Origin of the sequence: Cereibacter sphaeroides 2.4.1 (assembly GCF_000012905.2) — a bacterium.
Taxonomy (GTDB): domain Bacteria; phylum Pseudomonadota; class Alphaproteobacteria; order Rhodobacterales; family Rhodobacteraceae; genus Cereibacter_A; species Cereibacter_A sphaeroides.
The window spans coordinates 2,307,563-2,325,503 of record NC_007493.2 but is presented as its reverse complement, the minus strand read 5'-3'; the positions used below and the strand labels follow the sequence as shown (position 1 = coordinate 2,325,503).

Annotated in this window: 13 protein-coding genes and 1 pseudogene; 11 read left to right on the top strand and 3 right to left on the bottom strand. The window is 70.3% G+C overall.

Annotated features, from left to right (window positions below):
- Positions 1 to 122: 122 nt before the first annotated feature.
- Entirely contained in the window at positions 123 to 1,580 is a 1,458-nt protein-coding gene (gene dacB / locus RSP_RS11215) for a D-alanyl-D-alanine carboxypeptidase/D-alanyl-D-alanine endopeptidase (RefSeq protein WP_011338335.1), read from the bottom strand.
- Positions 1,581 to 1,729: 149 nt separating this feature from the next.
- Positions 1,730 to 2,224, bottom strand: coding sequence for a pyridoxamine 5'-phosphate oxidase family protein (locus tag RSP_RS11210; protein WP_011338334.1), 495 nt, complete (start codon positions 2,222 to 2,224; stop codon positions 1,730 to 1,732).
- Between the two features lie 72 nt (positions 2,225 to 2,296).
- Between RSP_RS11210 and RSP_RS11205 the strand changes: the two are divergent.
- The 9 genes and pseudogenes from RSP_RS11205 to RSP_RS11165 all read left to right on the top strand — a co-directional run bounded on the left by RSP_RS11205 (position 2,297) and on the right by RSP_RS11165 (position 14,021).
- Positions 2,297 to 3,935, top strand: a pseudogene (locus tag RSP_RS11205) (SulP family inorganic anion transporter).
- Positions 3,936 to 4,287: 352 nt separating this feature from the next.
- On the top strand, positions 4,288 to 6,249 hold the full coding sequence (gene acs, locus RSP_RS11200) for an acetate--CoA ligase (protein ID WP_009561943.1): 1,962 nt from the start codon (positions 4,288 to 4,290) through the stop codon (positions 6,247 to 6,249).
- A 3-nt stretch (positions 6,250 to 6,252) separates the two neighbouring features.
- On the top strand, positions 6,253 to 6,942 hold the full coding sequence (locus RSP_RS11195; RefSeq protein WP_011841527.1) for an adenylate kinase: 690 nt from the start codon (positions 6,253 to 6,255) through the stop codon (positions 6,940 to 6,942).
- Between the two features lie 66 nt (positions 6,943 to 7,008).
- Positions 7,009 to 7,290, top strand: a complete 282-nt coding sequence (locus RSP_RS11190) for a DUF4212 domain-containing protein (RefSeq protein WP_002720744.1) — start codon at positions 7,009 to 7,011, stop codon at positions 7,288 to 7,290.
- 15 nt (positions 7,291 to 7,305) lie between these two features.
- Entirely contained in the window at positions 7,306 to 9,123 is a 1,818-nt protein-coding gene (locus RSP_RS11185) for a sodium:solute symporter family protein (RefSeq protein ID WP_011338330.1), read from the top strand.
- A 63-nt stretch (positions 9,124 to 9,186) separates the two neighbouring features.
- Positions 9,187 to 11,007 (top strand): DUF294 nucleotidyltransferase-like domain-containing protein, encoded by a 1,821-nt coding sequence (locus tag RSP_RS11180; RefSeq protein ID WP_002720742.1) that lies wholly within the window; start codon positions 9,187 to 9,189, stop codon positions 11,005 to 11,007.
- Between the two features lie 10 nt (positions 11,008 to 11,017).
- On the top strand, positions 11,018 to 11,539 hold the full coding sequence (locus tag RSP_RS11175; RefSeq protein WP_011338329.1) for a hypothetical protein: 522 nt from the start codon (positions 11,018 to 11,020) through the stop codon (positions 11,537 to 11,539).
- A 1-nt stretch (position 11,540) separates the two neighbouring features.
- Entirely contained in the window at positions 11,541 to 11,930 is a 390-nt protein-coding gene (locus RSP_RS11170; RefSeq protein WP_002720740.1) for a response regulator transcription factor, read from the top strand.
- Between the two features lie 3 nt (positions 11,931 to 11,933).
- Complete coding sequence (locus RSP_RS11165) at positions 11,934 to 14,021, top strand: exonuclease domain-containing protein (protein ID WP_011338328.1); 2,088 nt, start codon at positions 11,934 to 11,936, stop codon at positions 14,019 to 14,021.
- 201 nt (positions 14,022 to 14,222) lie between these two features.
- Here RSP_RS11165 and truA read toward each other — a convergent pair whose 3' ends face one another.
- Positions 14,223 to 14,990, bottom strand: a complete 768-nt coding sequence (gene truA / locus RSP_RS11160; protein WP_011338327.1) for a tRNA pseudouridine(38-40) synthase TruA — start codon at positions 14,988 to 14,990, stop codon at positions 14,223 to 14,225.
- 241 nt (positions 14,991 to 15,231) lie between these two features.
- On the opposite strand from truA, the gene RSP_RS11155 reads away from it, so the two are divergent.
- Positions 15,232 to 16,647, top strand: coding sequence for a YcjX family GTP-binding protein (locus RSP_RS11155; protein WP_002720737.1), 1,416 nt, complete (start codon positions 15,232 to 15,234; stop codon positions 16,645 to 16,647).
- Between the two features lie 100 nt (positions 16,648 to 16,747).
- Positions 16,748 to 17,803 carry a YcjF family protein gene (locus RSP_RS11150; RefSeq protein WP_011338325.1) on the top strand — a complete coding sequence of 352 codons (1,056 nt, stop codon included), beginning with the start codon at positions 16,748 to 16,750 and terminating at the stop codon, positions 17,801 to 17,803.
- Positions 17,804 to 17,941 lie beyond the last annotated feature (138 nt).

Genomic DNA, 17,941 nt, shown 5'->3' with positions numbered 1-17,941 from the left:
CGCACCGCTTTGCGGGGTCTGGCGTCGACGGGGGCTGTCTGCCCCCGGCCGCCCCTCCGGGGCGGCTCCCCCGAGGATATTTGGGCAGAGTGAAAGACGGAAGGCGGTGGGGTGGCGAGCGGTCAGGCGGGAAGGGCGGCCCAGCGTTCGATGAGGGCGCGCTGCAGCGCGCGGGCCCGGCCGAGCCAGGCCGAGCCGCCGGGCGGGCGCTCGCGCGCCTCCATCGGCAGGGCCGACCGGCGGTCGCGGTCGGCGCAATAGATGGCGAAGACGAGGTCGCGCCCGTCTTGGGCCGTGGCGATGCCCACGAGGCCCGACACGAAGTTGAGCGTGCCGGTCTTGGCCGCGACGGCGATGCGTCGCGCGCCCTTCTTCGTGCCCTTGCCGCCGCCGATCTCGGTCCGCTTCAGGAGCGGGCGCAGGCCGAGCCCCTCGCGCTCGGCGGCAAGGAGCGCCGTCACCATGTCCGCGGCCGAGACGAGCGAGCCGCCGCCCAGCCCGGAATGGTCGTGGAACGCGGTCGAGAGGCCGAAGCGCCGGTTGGCCCAGGCGCTCATGGCGGCGGCCGACTGCGCGAGCGACGGCGCACCCGAGGCCGCAAGGCCCACCGCCTCGGCCGTGATGTTGGTGGAGAACTTCAGCATGTCGCGCAGGATCTCGCGCAGGGGGTCGCTCTGCCACTCGACCAGCGCCGCGCCTTCGGGGCGGACCCGGACGACCTGCGCCGCGGGCAGTTCGATGCCCTGCGCGCGGGCGAGGGTCTGGAAGACTTCGGCGGTGTAGGCCTCGGGATGGCGCACCGGCAGCCAGCGGCTGCCCGCCGCACCGAGGGCGCCGCTCGCCACCGTCCAGCTGTCCGAGCCCTGATCGCCGGCATAGGTGTAGATCGGCAGGTCGCGCGTCACGACCTTCATCCGCGCCATCGACACGGGCGGCACGAAGCGCTCAGCGCGGGCGTCCATCGTCACCGACCAGCCCTTCGCCGCCTGCTTCCACTCGAAATGCACGCGGTTGAAGTTGAGGTTGAGGCCGGAGAGGGCGGGGTTGTAGCCCACATGGTCGGGCTGTTCGGGATCGATCAAGGGCACGGCGGGCAGCGCGCTCGCATCGGCCAGATAGCGGCCGGTGATGCCGGTGATGCCGCGGGCGCGGAGCCGCGCCGCCATCTCGCCCAGCGCATCGGTCGAAAGCGTGGGATCGCCCGAGCCCGAGAGGATGAGGTCGCCCTGCAGGATGCCGTTCGTGATCGGTCCCGTGGCGAGGAGCCGGGTCGTGAAGCGGAAGTCGGGCCCGAGCGTCTCGAGCCCGTAGAGGGCCGTCACCGTCTTGGCCGTGCTGGCGGGCGGCAGGCGGAGCGCCGCATTCGCGGCTTCGAGCACGGTGCCGCTGCGGGCATCGGCCACCACATAGGCCGCCGCGCCCCCGAGGGCCGCGCGCGCGACGAGGTCGCCCGCCTCGGGCGGCGGCTCGAGAAAGCCGCGGCGCGGCGGGCGCGGCGAGGTGAGCGGGGCCTCGGCCAGCACCGGCGTGGCCGCGCTGGCCAGAAGCGCCGAGAGCAGCCAGCGCCGGGTGAAGGTCATGCGATCATCCTCATGCACGGAAGGTAGCGAGGCCGGCAGGCCGCTGGCAAGCCCGCGCGCGATTACGCGCCCTGACTGTCGCGTGGGGGAGGGGGCGGGAAGCCCGGAGGGCAGCGGGCTCCGGGCCTGACAGGCCCCGGGGTGGTCCGTCATTCCGGGCGCAGATCCTCGGGCGCGAGGCGCCAGGCGCGGCCGAAGCCGCCGTTCAGCACCGCCGAGACCGGCGCGAGGCGCACGAAGGCGAAATCGGGGAAGTCGATATAGAGCCTGGCCTTGGGATGGGTGGCCAGCCAGTGGGCGCGGAGCGCCTCGTGCCGGGGCGCCGTCCGGGCGACCTGCGCGGCCCGCACCTTCACCATCAGCCGGGGGTGCGTCAAAGGGTCGCCCCTCTCGCCGGGTTCGCCCACGAGGACGGCCGCCTCGGGGTGAAGCCGCAGCGCCTCGCGGTGGGGCGCGAGGGCGGAGACGAGCGTCAGCGGCAGGCCCTCCGGGTCGAGCCCGAAGGCGATCAAGCTGATTCCCGGCGTGCCGGTGGCGGGATCGGTGACGGCCAGCGCGGCGTGGCGCGCGCGGGCGAGGAGGCTCCGGGCGAGGGCGCGGGCCTCGTCATCGGCCGACTGAAGAAGGTCTCGGGGCTCGGGCATGATCCGGGGAACGCTTGACAAGCTGCGGAGCCGGGCGCTCCGCTTGCGAAAATCAGCGATACAGGCACGGACATGCGCGGGACAAGCCTCACCTTCTGGGATCACTTTCTGCCGAAGATCGTGACCGTGTTCCGCGAAGGCTACGGGCTGCGCGACCTGCGCGCCGATGCGCTGGCGGGCCTGACCGTGGCGATCGTCGCGCTGCCGCTGTCGACCGCCATCGCCATCGCTTCGGGCGTGGGGCCCGAGCGCGGGCTCTATACCGCCATCGTGGGCGGCTTTCTCGTCTCGGCGCTGGGCGGGAGCCGCTTCCAGATCGGAGGCCCCGCGGGCGCCTTCATCGTCCTTGTCGCGGCCTGCGTGATGCAGACGGGGATCGAGGGGCTGATCCTCGCCACCTTCCTGTCGGGCTTCCTGCTGATCGCGGTGGGCACGCTGAAGCTCGGCAGCTACATCCGCTTCATCCCCTATCCGGTGACGGTGGGCTTCACGGCGGGGATCGCGGTCATCATTGCCGCGAGCCAGATGAAGGAGCTGCTGGGCCTGACGCTCGCGGGGCCCGAGCCTTCGGCGCTGGTGGAGAAGGTCGCGGCGCTCTGGGCCGCGCGCGAGACGATCACCCCCGCGGCCCTCGGCGTGGCGGTGGGCACCATCGCCATGATCGAGGGGCTGAAGCGCCTCTCCCCGCGGCTGCCGAGCCTTCTCATCGCCATCGTTCTGGCCTCGGTCGCGGTGCTCGTGCTGAAGCTGCCGGTCGAGACCATCGGCACGCGCTTCGGCGAATTGCCGAAGATGCTGCCGACGCCCGCCCTGCCGGCCCTCGACCGCGAGGCGATCCTTGCGGCGCTGCCGTGGGCGGTGAGCTTCACGCTGCTCGGCGCCATCGAGTCGCTTCTTTCGGCCGTGGTGGCGGACGGGATGGCGGGGACGCAGCACCGGCCCAATGCCGAGCTCATCGCGCAGGGCTGGGCCAATGTGGGCTCGGCGCTCTTCGGCGGCTTCTGCGTGACGGGCACCATCGCCCGGACGGCCACCAACGTGCGCGCAGGCTCGCGCGGGCCGGTATCGGGGATGCTGCATGCGCTCTTCGTGCTGGGCTTCATGCTGGTGGCGGCCCCGCTTGCGGCCTACATCCCGCTGGCGGCGCTGGCGGGGCTCCTCGCCGTCGTGGCGTGGAACATGTTCGAGAAGGAGGAATTCTGGGCCCTCCTGCGCACCTCGCGCGGCGATGCGATGGTCGTGCTTGCGACCTTCCTGCTCGTGGTGTTCCGGGACCTGACCGAGGGGATCGTCGTGGGTTTCGCGCTCGGCGGGCTCGTCTTCATCCGGCGCATGTCCGACGCGGCCTCGGCCGAGCCCGCGCAGGTGCCCGAGGCGGGCGGCGCCGTCACGGCCGAGCGCGTCGTCTACCGGCTGCGCGGGCCCTATTTCTTCGGGGCGGCGGCGATGCTCGGCTCGGCCCTCGACCGGTTCGCCGAGCGGCCGCGTGCCTTCGTGCTGGACTTCACCGAAGTGCCCTTCATCGACAGTTCGGGCGCGCGCTCGTTCGAACTCCTCGCCCACAAGATGCACCGGGGGGGGCGGGCAGCTCTTCCTGACCGGGGCCAATCTCGAGGTGCGCCGCGTGCTCCTCGCGCAGGGCCTGCGCGAGCCGCTGGTGCGCTATGCGCCAGACATTGCGGGCGCAGACGCGATCCTTTCCGAGAGCTGACCGAATCGCAGAGCCGAGGGGGCCCTCGCCGGCAGCGGCATAGCGCCGCTGGCCGCTCTCGCGTGGAGGGAGCCGCAGCGCCCGTGCCTCGGGCTCTCCTTGTGCGGGCGCCTGCCCCTGCGTCATTCGCGCGCGGGCAGAACGTTGAAAAACAAGCGCAAATGGCGCTGTCCGTTTTCATGATTTACAGCTTTTCGACGAATCCAGTAAAAAAAGTGACAGAAAAATCATGGTGGCAAAAAGAGTTACGCGAAAATTGACTGATGCGTTACACTCTGGCTAATGGAGGAGGGTGGCCGCCGTTGCGGCCTTGTAGCGGGCCGCGCGCGGCCCGACTGTTGGAGGAGCTTTCATGGATCACGCTCAGGCGAATGCGGTCTATACCGCGTCGGCAGATTTCATTGCGCAAGCCCATGTCGACGCGGCCGGCTACGAGCGGATGTATGCTGCATCCGTGGCCGACCCGGAGGCGTTCTGGGGCGAACAGGGCAAGCGGCTCGACTGGATCAAGCCCTACACCAAGGTCAAGAACACGAACTTCCGGCCGGGCGAGGTCTCGATCAAGTGGTTCGAGGACGGCACGCTGAACATCGCCTGGAACTGCATCGACCGGCATCTGGCGACGCGGGCCAAGCAGACCGCGATCATCTGGGAGCCGGACGATCCGAACGTGCCGGCCCAGCACATCAGCTATCAGGAGCTGCACGACAACGTCTGCCGCATGGCCAACGTGCTGGTGAGCCAGGGCGTGCGCAAGGGCGACCGGGTGGTGATGTATCTGCCGATGATCCCCGAGGCCGCCTATGCGATGCTGGCGTGCGCCCGGATCGGCGCCATCCATTCCGTCGTCTTCGCGGGCTTCTCGCCCGACGCGCTGGCGAACCGGATCAACGACTGTCAGGCCAAGGTGGTCATCACCGCCGACACGGCTCCGCGTGGCGGCCGGCGCACGCCCTTGAAGTCGAACACCGACGCAGCCCTTCTCCATTGCTCGGACCGGGTGCGCTGCCTCGTCGTCAAGCACACGGGCGACCAGATCCACTGGATGGACGGCCGCGACGTGGACGTGAAGGAGCTGATGCGCCACGCCTCGCCCGACTGCCCGATCGAGGAGGTGAATGCCGAGGATCCGCTCTTCATCCTCTATACCTCGGGCTCGACCGGCAAGCCGAAGGGGGTCGTGCACACCTCGGGCGGCTATCTGACCTATGCCGCCATGACCCATCAGATGACCTTCGACTACCATGACGGCGACGTCTTCTGGTGCACCGCGGACGTGGGCTGGGTCACGGGCCACAGCTACATCGTCTACGGCCCGCTGGCGAACGGCGCGACCACGCTCATGTTCGAGGGCGTGCCGACCTATCCCGATGCGGGCCGCTTCTGGGCCGTCTGCGAGAAGCACAAGGTGAACCAGTTCTACACCGCGCCCACGGCGATCCGCTCGCTGATGGGCCTCGGGCCGGAATGGGTCGACAAGTACGACCTGTCGTCGCTGAAGCTCTTGGGCTCGGTGGGCGAGCCGATCAACCCCGAGGCCTGGAGCTGGTACAACACCCATGTCGGCAAGGGCCGCTGCCCGATCGTCGACACCTTCTGGCAGACCGAGACCGGCGGCCACATGATCACGCCGCTGCCGGGCGCGATCCCGGTGAAGCCGGGCGCGGCCTCGAAGCCCTTCTTCGGGGTGAAGCCGGTGATCCTCGACCCGACCGACGGGCACGAGCTGCACGAAACCGCGACCGAGGGGGTGCTCTGCATCGCCGACAGCTGGCCGGGGCAGATGCGCACGCTCTGGGGCGACCACGAGCGGTTCGAAGAGGCCTATTTCTCGCAATACAAGGGCTATTACTTCACCGGCGACGGCTGCCGCCGCGATGCGGACGGCTATTACTGGGTCACGGGCCGGGTCGATGACGTCATCAACGTCTCGGGCCACCGGATGGGCACCGCCGAGGTGGAATCCGCGCTCGTCGCCCATGCGCAGGTCGCCGAAGCCGCGGTGGTGGGCTATCCGCACGACATCAAGGGGCAGGGCATCTATGCCTATGTCACGCTGATGAACGGGGTCCAGCCGACCGAGGAGCTGCGCAAGGATCTGGTGAAATGGGTCCGCACCGAGATCGGCCCCATCGCCTCGCCGGACGTGATCCAGTGGGCGCCGGGCCTGCCCAAGACCCGCTCGGGCAAGATCATGCGCCGCATCCTGCGCAAGATCGCCGAGAACGACTTCGGCTCGCTCGGCGACACCACGACGCTGGCCGATCCGTCGGTGGTCGACGACCTGATCGCCAACCGCAAGAACCGGGGCTGAGGCATGGAGGGCGTGACCGAGACGACCACCCGTCCGCCCGTGCTGATCCTGCTCGGGCCTCCGGGCGCGGGCAAGGGCACCCAGGCCCGGATGCTCGAGGAGCGCTTCGGCCTCGTCCAGCTTTCGACGGGCGATCTGCTGCGCGCGGCGGTGGCCGCGGGCACGCCCGCAGGCATGGCCGCGAAGGCGGTGATGGAGGCGGGGGGCCTCGTGTCCGACGAGATCGTGCTGGCGATCCTCGCCGACCGGATGGCGCAGCCCGATGTCGCGCGCGGCATCATCCTCGACGGCTTTCCCCGCACCGCGGGGCAGGCCGCGGCCCTCGACGGGCTCCTCGAGCGGGCGGGCCAGCGGGTCACGGCGGCGATCAGCCTCGAGGTCGATGACGGGGCGATGGTCGAGCGGGTGTCGGGCCGCAGCACCTGCGCCGCCTGCGGTGAGGGATACCACGACAGCTTCAAGCAGCCCGCGCGCGCGGGGACCTGCGACAAGTGCGGCGGGACGGAGTTCAAGCGCCGTCCCGACGACAATGCCGACACCGTGGGAGCGCGGCTCGCCGCCTACCATGCGCAGACGGCCCCGCTGATCGCCTACTACGACGGCTGCGGCGTGCTCGAACGGATCGATGCGATGGGAGCCATCGACGAGATCGCGAGCGCGCTGGGCCGTATCGTGGGCCGCGTGTCGGCGTAAACGAGCCCCGGTCCCTCGAGGAGGAGGGACCGGGCATGAAGAAGAAACCTACAGGGAGGAAGTCCAATGGTGGACAGAACTGGTCATGTGACATCAGACCGGACGTCGTCGAATGCCTACTGGTCGGCGAACGTCCGCATCATCCTCATCTCGCTGGCGATCTGGTTCGCCTGCTCGTTCGGACTGGGCATCATCCTGCGCCCCGCGCTCGAGGGCATCATGGTGGGCGGGGCCGACCTCGGCTTCTGGTTCGCCCAGCAGGGCTCCATCTACGTCTTCCTCGTGCTGATCTTCGTCTACGCCTGGCGGATGAACAAGCTCGACCGTGAATACGGCGTGGACGAGTAAGGGGGGCCGCACAGGATGGATCAATTCACTCTCAACCTGATCGTGGTCGGCATCACCTTTGCCATCTACATCGGGATTGCGATCTGGGCCCGGGCGGGTTCGACCGCAGAGTTCTATGCCGCCGGTCAGGGCGTGCACCCGGTCATGAACGGCATGGCCACGGGCGCGGACTGGATGTCGGCGGCCTCCTTCATCTCGATGGCGGGCATCATCGCGCTCGCCCCGGCCGGCGGCTACACCCAGTCGGCCTTCCTCATGGGCTGGACCGGCGGCTATGTGCTTCTGGCCCTGCTGCTCGCGCCCTACCTGCGCAAGTTCGGCAAGTTCACCGTGCCGGAATTCATCGGGGACCGCTTCTATTCGGGCGGCGCCCGGCTTCTGGCGGTGGTCTGCCTCATCATCATCTCGATCACCTATGTGATCGGGCAGATGCGCGGCGTGGGCGTGACCTTCGGGCGCTTCCTCGAGATCTCGACCGACATGGGTCTCTACATCGGCGCGGCGATCGTCTTCGCCTATGCCGTGTTCGGCGGCATGAAGGGCATCACCTACACGCAGGTGGCCCAGTATGTCGTGCTCATCATCGCCTACACGATCCCCGCGATCTTCATCTCGCTCGCGCTGACGGGGGCCTTCCTGCCGCAGCTCGGCCTGATCGGCGACTATGCGCCCGCGGGCGGCGACCAGGCGTTCCTCGCCAAGCTCGACCAGGTGGTCACGGAACTGGGCTTCACCGCCTACACCGCCGATACGCCCTCGATGCTGAACATGTTCCTCTTCACCATGTCGCTGATGATCGGCACCGCGGGCCTGCCGCACGTCATCATCCGCTTCTTCACCGTGCCGAAGGTGGCCGACGCCCGTTCCTCGGCCGGCTGGGCGCTCGTCTTCATCGCGCTCCTCTATACCGTCGCTCCGGCCGTGGGCTCGATGGCGCGCCTGAACCTGACCACCACCATGTGGCCCGGCGCCGTGACGGGCAATGCGCTGGATGCCGATGCGATCTCGGTCGAGGCGATCCAGACCGATCCGCGCCTGAACTGGGTGAAGACCTGGGAACAGACCGGCCTGCTCGTGATGGAAGACCTGAACGGCGACGGCAAGATCCAGTACTACAACGACAAGAACCCGGCGATGGCCGAGGTGGCCGCCGAGCGCGGCTGGGCCGGCAACGAAGTCACCAAGATCGACAACGACATCATGGTGCTCGCCAACCCCGAGATCGCGGCCCTTCCGGGCTGGGTGATCGCGCTCGTGGCCGCCGGCGCGCTGGCTGCCGCCCTCTCGACCGCGGCGGGCCTGCTGCTCGCCATCTCGTCTGCGATCTCGCACGACCTCATCAAGGGGTCGATCAACCCGAACATCTCGGAGAAGGGCGAGCTTCTGGCCGCGCGGATCTCGATGACCGGCGCGATCGCGATCGCCACCTGGCTCGGCCTCAACCCGCCCGGCTTTGCCGCGCAGGTGGTGGCACTGGCCTTCGGTCTGGCCGCCGCGACGATCTTCCCGGCGCTGATGATGGGGATCTTCTCGAAGCGCGTGAACAAGGAAGGCGCGATCCTCGGGATGCTCGTCGGCCTGATCTTCACCGCGGTCTACATCTTCCTCTACAAGGGCTGGTTCTTCATCCCCGGCACCGCGATGTATGAAGACGTTCCCGCCAACTACTTCTTCGGCATCTCGCCGCTGTCGATCGGCACCATCGGCGCCATCCTGAACTTCGCCGTGGCCTTCGGGGTCTCGGCGGTGACGAAGGCTCCGCCGCGTCAGGTGGTCGATCTGGTCGAAAGCATCCGCATTCCGCGCGGTGCCGGCAAGGCCACGGCCCACTGAGGGCCAAGGGCGCGTCCCCCGGGCAGGGGGGCGCGCCGATCCGGTGCAGTGTCGAGGAGCCTCATGGAAGACGTGCAGACCATCGTGAGCTTTCTGGAGACGGTGCATCCCTACGACAGCCTGCCGCGGGACGAGCTGGCGCGTGTCGCCGGCTGCTTCAGCCGCAGGGAGATCGCCGCCGGCGAGACGATCTACCGTCACGGCGAGCGGCTGACTGGCCTCTATCTCGTCAAGCGGGGCGGGGTGGAGATCCTCGAGCCGTCCGGCGACGTGATCTCGGTGCTGGGCCCGCGCAACTCCTTCGGCGAACGGGGCCTCATGCGCGACGGCCGCGCCGCGACCACGGCGCAGTCCACCTCGGAGGGCGTGCTGCTCATGCTGCCCGCCGACGAATTCCGCCAGCTCTTCGCGGCCTCGCCGGCCTTCGAGCGGTTCTTCACCCGGCGGCGGACGCAAGGCTACCGCGCCTCCGACCTCACGACGCAGAAGGTGGCCGACCTCATGGCGCGCAAGCCCGTGACCTGCGGCCCGGCCGAGACGATCCGCGCCGCCGCCATGAAGATGCGCGACGCGGGCGTCTCGTCGCTGGGCGTGGTCGAGGGCAGCGCCTTCCTCGGCATCGTCACCACCCGCGACATGACGAACAAGGTCGTGGCCACTGGGCTCGATCCGTCGACCCCGGTGGCCGAGGTGATGACCCGCGACCCGATTGCGCTGGCGCCCGAGGCGCTGGGGTCGGACATCCTGCATGTGATGCTCGAGCGGCGCATCGGCCATCTGCCGGTGGTCGAGGAGGGCCGTCTCGTCGGCATGATCACCCAGACCGACCTCACCCGCTTTCAGGCCGTCTCATCGGCGCAGCTGGTGCGCGATGCGGCCACGGCCGAGTCGCTCGACGAACTGAAGGCGGTGACGGCGCGGATCCCGAAGCTCCTCGTGCAGCTCGTGGCGGGGCACAATTCGCACGAGGTGGTCACGCGGCTCATCACCGACATCTCCGACACGGTGACGCGCCGCCTGCTCGCGCTCGCCGAGGCCGAGCTCGGGCCGCCGCCGGTGGCCTATTGCTGGTGCGCCTGCGGCAGCCAGGGGCGGCAGGAGCAGACCGGCGTCTCGGATCAGGACAATTGCCTGATCCTGTCCGACAAGACGCTGCCGGCCGACGAGCCCTATTTTTCCGCGCTCGCGGCCTTCGTCTCGGACGGGCTCGACGCCTGCGGCTATGTCTATTGCCCGGGCGAGATGATGGCCACCAACCCGCGCTGGCGGCAGCCGCTCGCGGTCTGGCGGCAGTATTTCCTCGGCTGGATCGACCGGCCCGACCCGATGGCGCAGATGCTGTCGTCGGTCATGTTCGACCTGCGCCCCATCGGCGGCGACGAGAGCCTGTTCCACGAGCTTCAGGCCGACACGCTGGGGATGGCCGCGAAGAACTCGATCTTCGTCGCGCACATGATCGCGAATTCGCTGAAGCACATGCCACCGCTGGGGCTGATCCGCGGCTTCGCCACCATCCGGTCGGGCGAGCACAAGAACCACATCGATCTCAAGCACAACGGTGTCGTGCCGGTGATCGACCTCGGCCGCGTCTATGCGCTGATCGGCGAGCTCGGCGCCGTGAACACGCGCGCCCGGCTGCACACGGCCGAGAATGCGGGCGTGATCTCGGTCTCGGGCGCGCGCGACCTGATCGAGGCCTATGACATGATCGCCCAGATCCGGCTCGAAAACCAGGCGCGGCTGATCCGGTCGGGCCGCGCGCCGGACAATTTCCTCGCCCCCTCGGACCTGTCGGATTTCGAGCGCAGTCACCTGCGCGACGCCTTCGTCGTCGTGCGCACCATGCAATCCGCGCTGGGCTCTGCCCGCGGCGCGCGCACCTGAAGGCCCCGCCATGGTCATGGACCTCCTCGCCACCCTCGCCGCCGGAGCCGGTCTTGCCGGGATCGCGCTGCTCCTGCGCCTCCTCAGCCGCCGGCGGCTGCCGAAATGGATCGTGCCGATCGCGGCGGGGGCGGGGATGCTCTTCTTCTCGATCTGGAACGAATACACCTGGTATCCGCGCGTCGCCGCGGCGCTGCCGGCCGAGGTCGTGATGATCTCGACGCCCGAGGACCGCGTGGGCCTCCGGCCCTGGACGATGCTCTTTCCGGTCACCACGCGCTTCATGGCGCTCGACCGCACCGGGCTGCTCCGGTCGGAGAGCGATCCGGGCATCCGGCGGGCCGACGTGGTGGTGGTTCAGCGCTGGCACAACACCCAGCGCGTTCCCATGGCCTTCGACTGCGGAGGCCGGCGCACGGCGAATCTCGAGACCGGGTCGGAACTCCGGCCCGACGGCACCCTCACCGGCACCGGCTGGTCGCCGGTCGGGGAGGAGGACGAACTGCTGAAGGCGGCCTGCAGGGAGGGGTGACATGGCCGATGGAGCCAGAAAGCGCCGGATCCTCGTTGTGGAGGACGAGGACAATATCGCCATCGCGCTCGACTATCTGATTACGCGCGAAGGCTACGAGCACGACCGGGTGGCCAGCGGCGCGGAGGCGCTGGGCCGCATCCGCTCGACCCATCCCGATCTCGTGCTGCTCGACGTGATGCTGCCCGAGGTCTCCGGCTACGAGATCTGTCAGGGCGTGCGGCTCGATCCGACGCTCGCCCACGTCAAGATCCTGATGATGACGGCCCGCGGCTCGGCCATCGAGCGCAAGAAGGGGCTCGCGCTCGGGGCCGACGGCTTCATCTCGAAACCGTTCGAGCTGAAGGCCCTGCGCGAGGAGGTGCGCCGGCTGCTGGGCGAGGGGGGCTGAGCCATGCTCGACCGCCTCAACCTGCGCGTGCGGATCCTGCTCTTCTTCGCGGCGCTCGCGGGCGGGGCGAATGTGGCGGTGGCGATCGGGCTCTTCCTCGCCTACCGGCGCCTCGACGCCCCCGAGCTTCTGCCCGCCTTCGAGCAGGTGGGTCTCGTCGCGGGGCTCGTGATCCTCGGGCTCGTCACCTGGATCTGGTATCTCTTCGACGCCAATGTGGCGCTGCCGATCATCCGGCTGGCCTCGAAGCTGCGCGCCCGCGCCCATGCCCGCATCGACGGCGGCATCGAGGAGCCGACCGCCCGCTATCTGGGCGATCTGGCGCCGGCCGCCTCGGCGACCGCCCTCACCCTCGCCGAGACGCGCGACGCGCTGGCCGAGTCGGTGGCGCGCGAGACCTCGCGGCTGTCCTCGGAGAAGGCGCGGCTCGAGGCGCTTCTGTCGGACGTGCCGGTGGGGCTGCTGCTCTGCTCGGGCGACCATCAGCTCGTCTTCTACAACGGCCCCGCGACCGACCTGATGAATACGGCCGGCGCGCCGGGGCTCGACCGCAACCTCTTCGACTATCTGCGCGACGGGCCGATCCGCCATGCGCACCGGCGGCTGATCGAGGCGGGCGATCCCGATGCGGCCTCGGACATCCTCTGCACCACGGTCGTGGGGGCGCGGGTGCTGGCCGCGCGGATGCGGCTGATCGGGGGCGAGACGACGAAGCCCGGCTATGTGCTCACGCTGCGCGACGTGACCTCGGCGCTGGCCTCCTACGCCCGGCGCGAGGCGCTGCTGGCCGAGGTCTTCGACCGGATCCGGCGGCCGGCGGCGAACCTCCAGACGCTGTTCGAGGTGCTGCCGCCCGGCAGCTGCCCGCCCCCTGACATGGACCGCGCGCTGCGGCAGGAGGCGGCGGGTCTCGCCGCCGCCGTGACCGAACTCGGCGCGCGCCACGACGAGAGCCGCCACGACGGCTGGCCGCTGTCGCTCACGCGCGCCTCGGACCTGCTCGACGGGCTGCACGCCCGGATGGAGCAGGCGGGCCTCTCGGCCGAGATCGGCGAGGCGCCGCTCCTCCTGCGCTGCAACGGCTTCGAGGTGATCGGCCTCGTGGCGACGCTGGCCGCCCGGGTGGCGGCCCGGCGCACCGGCCACGATTTCCGCGTGACCCTGACCGAGGACGGCACCGAGGCCATGCTGCGGCTCGTCTGGCACGGCGAGCCGCTGCCCGTGGGCCTTCTCGAGGACTGGCTCGGCGAGCCGCTCGAGCCGGGCGTGCCCGAGGTGACGGGGCGCACGGTGCTTTCGACCCACACGACCGAGATCTGGCCCGAGCCCGCGGGGGCCGGCGCCTCCGCCCTCTGCCTGCCGCTGCGCACCGCGCGCCGCACGGGCCGCCGCCCGCGGCCCATTCCGCGCGCCGTGGTCTATGATTTCGAGCTTCTGTCGAAGGCGCGCTACGAGAAGGTGGCCGAGGCGCGGCTCGAGGATCTGACCTATGTCGTCTTCGATACCGAGACGACGGGCCTCATGCCCTCGCAGGACGAGATCGTGCAGATCGCCGCGGTGCGGATCGTGAACGGCCGCCGGGTCGAGGCCGAGGTGCTCGACACGCTGGTCAATCCGCACCGGCCGATCCCGCCCTCCTCGACCGAGGTCCATGGCATCACCGATGCGATGGTGGCCGAGGCGCCCGACATCGTCGAGGTGGGGCGCCGCTTCCACAAGTTCGCCGAGGGCGCGGTGCTGGTGGCCCACAACGCCCCCTTCGACATGGAATTCCTGCGCCGGGCCGAGCCGCTGATCGGCCGCCGCTTCGACAATCCGATCCTCGATACCGTGCTGCTCTCGGCGGTGCTCTTCGGGCAGAGCGACGTGCACAGTCTCGACGCGCTGACCCACCGGCTCGGTATCACCATCCCCGAGGAGGCGCGGCACACGGCCATCGGCGACACGGTGGCCACGGCGGATGCCTTCCTCAAGCTGCTGCCGATGCTGCAGGGGCGGGGGTTCGAGACCTTCGGCGCCGTGCTCTCGGAGGTGCGCCGGCACGGACGGCTGCTCAAGGACCTGAACGAGCCGCATCTGACCGACGCCTGAGCGGTCGGCGGGCGTCCGACGCGGTGCCCACCCGGACCGCCGGCCTGCGCAAGGCGCGCCGGGCGGCGGGCAGCGCCCGGCGAGACCCGAGCAGCTTTCCCCCCTATCCCTGGTGCCACCGAACCGCCCGCGGCGGATCGGGCTGGCCGCCCGGGAGGCTTGAGGTCTGCGGGCAGGGGGAAAGGCTCGGACCGTCGCGCCTCAGGCGAACGGGTCGGCCGGATAGCCCACGCCGGTCAGATAGAGCCCCTGCGGCGGGCTGACCGGCCCGCAGGCGGCGCGGTCGCGGGCGTCCAGAGCCTCGCGCACCTGATCGGGCGTCCATGCGCCCGCGCCCACACGTTCGAGCGTGCCCACGATGGAGCGGACCTGATTGTGCAGGAAGCTCCGCGCGCGCAGGTGGAAGCGGTATTCGGTGCCGTTCATCCCCTCCACTGTCTCGAGCGTGAGCGCGTCGAGCGTCTTGACCGGCGAGGCGGCCTGACAGCCCGCGGCGCGGAAGGTGGTGAAATCGTGCCGTCCCACCAGATGGGCCGCGCCCGCGCGCATCGCCTCCGGATCGAGCGGATGGGGCACGCGCCAGACCCGGCCGCGGTCGTGGACCTCGGGCGCACGGCGCGCGAGCAGCCGGAAGAGATAGCGCCGCTCGACGGCCGAAAAGCGGGCGTGGAACTCCTCCGGCACCCGTGCTGCGGCGACGATGGCGACGGGCAGGGGCTTCAGATGCGCATTCAGCGCCCCCGCGAGGCGGAACGGATCCCACTCCCTGACAAGGTCGCAATGGGCGACCTGTCCGCTCGCATGGACGCCGGTGTCGGTCCGCCCCGCCGCGGCGATCGTGTGGGGGCCGGGCTCGAGCCTGCCGAGCGCCGTCTCGATCGCCCCCTGCACGGAGGCCTGCGCGGCCTGCCGCTGCCAGCCCGCGAAGGGGCCCCCGTCATATTCGATCCTGAGCGCATATCTCGGCATGACGGCCCCCTAGCATTCAAGCCCCGCGCTGCCAAGCGGGCGAGGCCCGCCATTCACGAAGCGCGAATGGCGGGGGCGAGGGGTCGGGGTTGCGGCGCGGGCCGGGAGGGGAAGCATCGCGGCCCCTCGGCGGCCACCTCCGGGCACTTCCGCTGCGGCCTGTTGGCACAGCGGCCCGGCGCGCCTACATCCATGGGCAAGGGCCGCCTATCCTGAGAGCGGCACAATGAGAGGCAGGCGCGTGGTTTTCCGCAGACTGACCGACGGTGTGGCGCGCGGCATCGAGGGCGCCGTCAGCACCGTCTCCGAAACCTTCTTCGAGCCGGTGATCCGGGTCGGTGTCACCGGCCTGTCGCGGGCCGGCAAGACGGTCTTCATCACCGGGCTCGTGGCGAACCTGCTCGACCGGGGGCGGATGCCGCAGCTGCGCGCCCATGCCGAGGGCCGGATCGAGGCGGTCTTCCTTCAACCACAGCCCGACGACACGCTGCCGCGCTTCGACTTCGAGAACCATCTGGCGGCCATCCTGGGCGAGGACCCGCGCTGGCCCTCCTCCACCCGCTCGATCTCGGAGCTGCGCCTGTCGTTCCGGGTGCGGCCCTCGGGGATGATCTCGGGCCTCACCGGGCCGCGCACCGTCCATCTCGACATCGTGGATTATCCCGGCGAGTGGCTGCTCGATCTGTCGCTTCTCGACAAGAGCTATGCGCAATGGTCCGAGGAGACGCTGAAGCGGCTGGCGACCCGCGAGGAGGCGCGCGACTTCATGGCGACGGCGCGGGCGGCCGACGGGTCTTTGCCGCTCGAGGAGACACAGGCGCAGGCGCTGGCGGCGAGCTTCACGGCCTATCTGCAGGCGGCGCGGAAGGCGGGCTGGTCGGACTGCACGCCGGGCCGGTTCCTGCTGCCGGGCGATCTCGCGGGCTCGCCGGTCCTGACCTTCGCGCCGCTGCCGATGCCCGCGCAGGCCACGCGCACCAGCCTCTGGCGCGAGATGGGACGGCGCTACGAGAGCTACAAGGAGAATGTGGTCCGCCCCTTCTTCCGCGAGCATTTCGCCAGGATCGACCGGCAGGTGGTGCTGGTCGATGCGCTGGGGGCGATCCATGCCGGGCCGCAGGCGCTCGAGGATCTGCGCCGCACCATGGCCGAGATCCTGACGGCCTTCCGACCGGGGCGGAACTCGTTCCTCTCGACGCTGCTGCTCGGCCACCGGGTCGAGCGGATCCTGTTCGCGGCCACGATGGCCGACCATCTGCACCACACGCAGCACCCGAAACTGACCGCGATCATGGAGGCGATGCTGCGCGAGGCACGCGACCGGGCGGCCTTCGCGGGCTCGCTCACCGCTGCCATGTCGCTGGCCTCGATCCGCGCCACGGTCGAGGAGGAGGTGACGCGCCACGGCGAGACGGTCGAGGCGGTGCGCGGGCGGCTTCTCGCGAACGGCCGGCAGGTGGCGATGTATCCGGGCGAGCTGCCGTCGGACCCGTCGCGGATCCTCTCGCCCGCCCGCGAGGGGGTGGAACGCTGGCTCGACGCGGAATTCGCGCTGATGACCTTCGCGCCGGCGCGCGTTCTGCTGAAACCGGGCGAGGGGCCGCCTCACATCCGGCTCGACCGCGCGGCCGAATTCCTGATCGGAGACCGGCTGTGAGGCGCCCGGGGGCCACGCCCGCGGGCCTGCGCCCGGCCCGGACCCCGCGGGATCCGATCGCCCGCCGGGCCGCCATCCTTCATCCGCTGGGAGAGACGCCGTGAGCGACAAGCCCCCGAAGAAGCCCTTGCTCCTCGACTGGGACACGCGCGAGGAAACGGCGGCCGATGCGCCCCGTGCCCGCCGCCCCGCCGCGGCGCCCGAGACCGTCTCGGGGCCCACGCCCGCCGACGTGCCGCCGGTGCCCGACCTCGATCTGCCGCAGGGGCAGGCGATGCTGGCCGCAAGCCGCATCGCCACCGTCCGCAGCTCGCGTCTGGGCCGCTTCGCCGGCTGGATCTTCGGCACGCTCCTGAGCTTCGTCCTGTCGGTTGCGGCCTGGGATTTCGTGACCTCGCTCCTGTCGCGCAACAGCGTGCTCGGTGCCGCGGCCTTCGTGCTGATCGGGACGGCGGTCCTGACGGCGCTGGCGCTCGCGCTGCGCGAATGGTGGGCCTATGTGCGGCTCGAGCGGCTCGACAGCCTGCGCGAGGCCGCCATCGCCGCGCGCGCCACGAACGATCTCAAGGCCGCGCGCCGCGTGGTGACCTCCATCGAGAAGATGTATGGCCACCGCGCCGATCTGCGCTGGGGCAAGGCGCGGCTGGCCGAGCGGCAGGCCGAGGTCTTCGACGTGGATGGCCTTCTGGGCCTGGCCGAGAACGAGCTTCTGGTGACGCTCGATCAGAGCGCGCGGCGCGAGATCGAGGCGGCGGCGCGGCAGGTGGCGGCGGTCACCGCGCTGGTGCCGCTGGCGCTCGCCGATGTGGCGACCGCGCTCTATGCCAACCTCCGCATGGTGCGCCGCATCGCCGAGATCTACGGCGGGCGCTCGGGCAGCTTCGGCAGCGTGCGGCTGCTGCGCCGGGTGTTCTCGTCGCTGATCGCGGCGGGGGCGGTGGCCATGACCGACGATCTGCTCCATTCGGTCGCGGGCGGGGGCGTGCTCTCAAAGGTCTCGCGCCGGTTCGGCGAGGGGATGGTGAACGGCGCCCTCACCGCGCGGGTGGGGGTGGCCGCGATGGAACTCTGCCGCCCGCTGCCCTTCCACACCGCGCCGCGCCCGAAGGTCACGAACCTCATCAGCCGCAGCCTCACCGGCCTCTTCGACCGGTGAACCGGCGCTGCCGCGGGCCACTGGACCGGCCCGCGGGGCACGGCTATAAGCCAGCCCATGAGGCATCGCATCGCGATCATCGCCCGAATTACCGGCCCGGCGTCCTGATCTCAGGCGCCGGGTGACGACGTTTGCGCG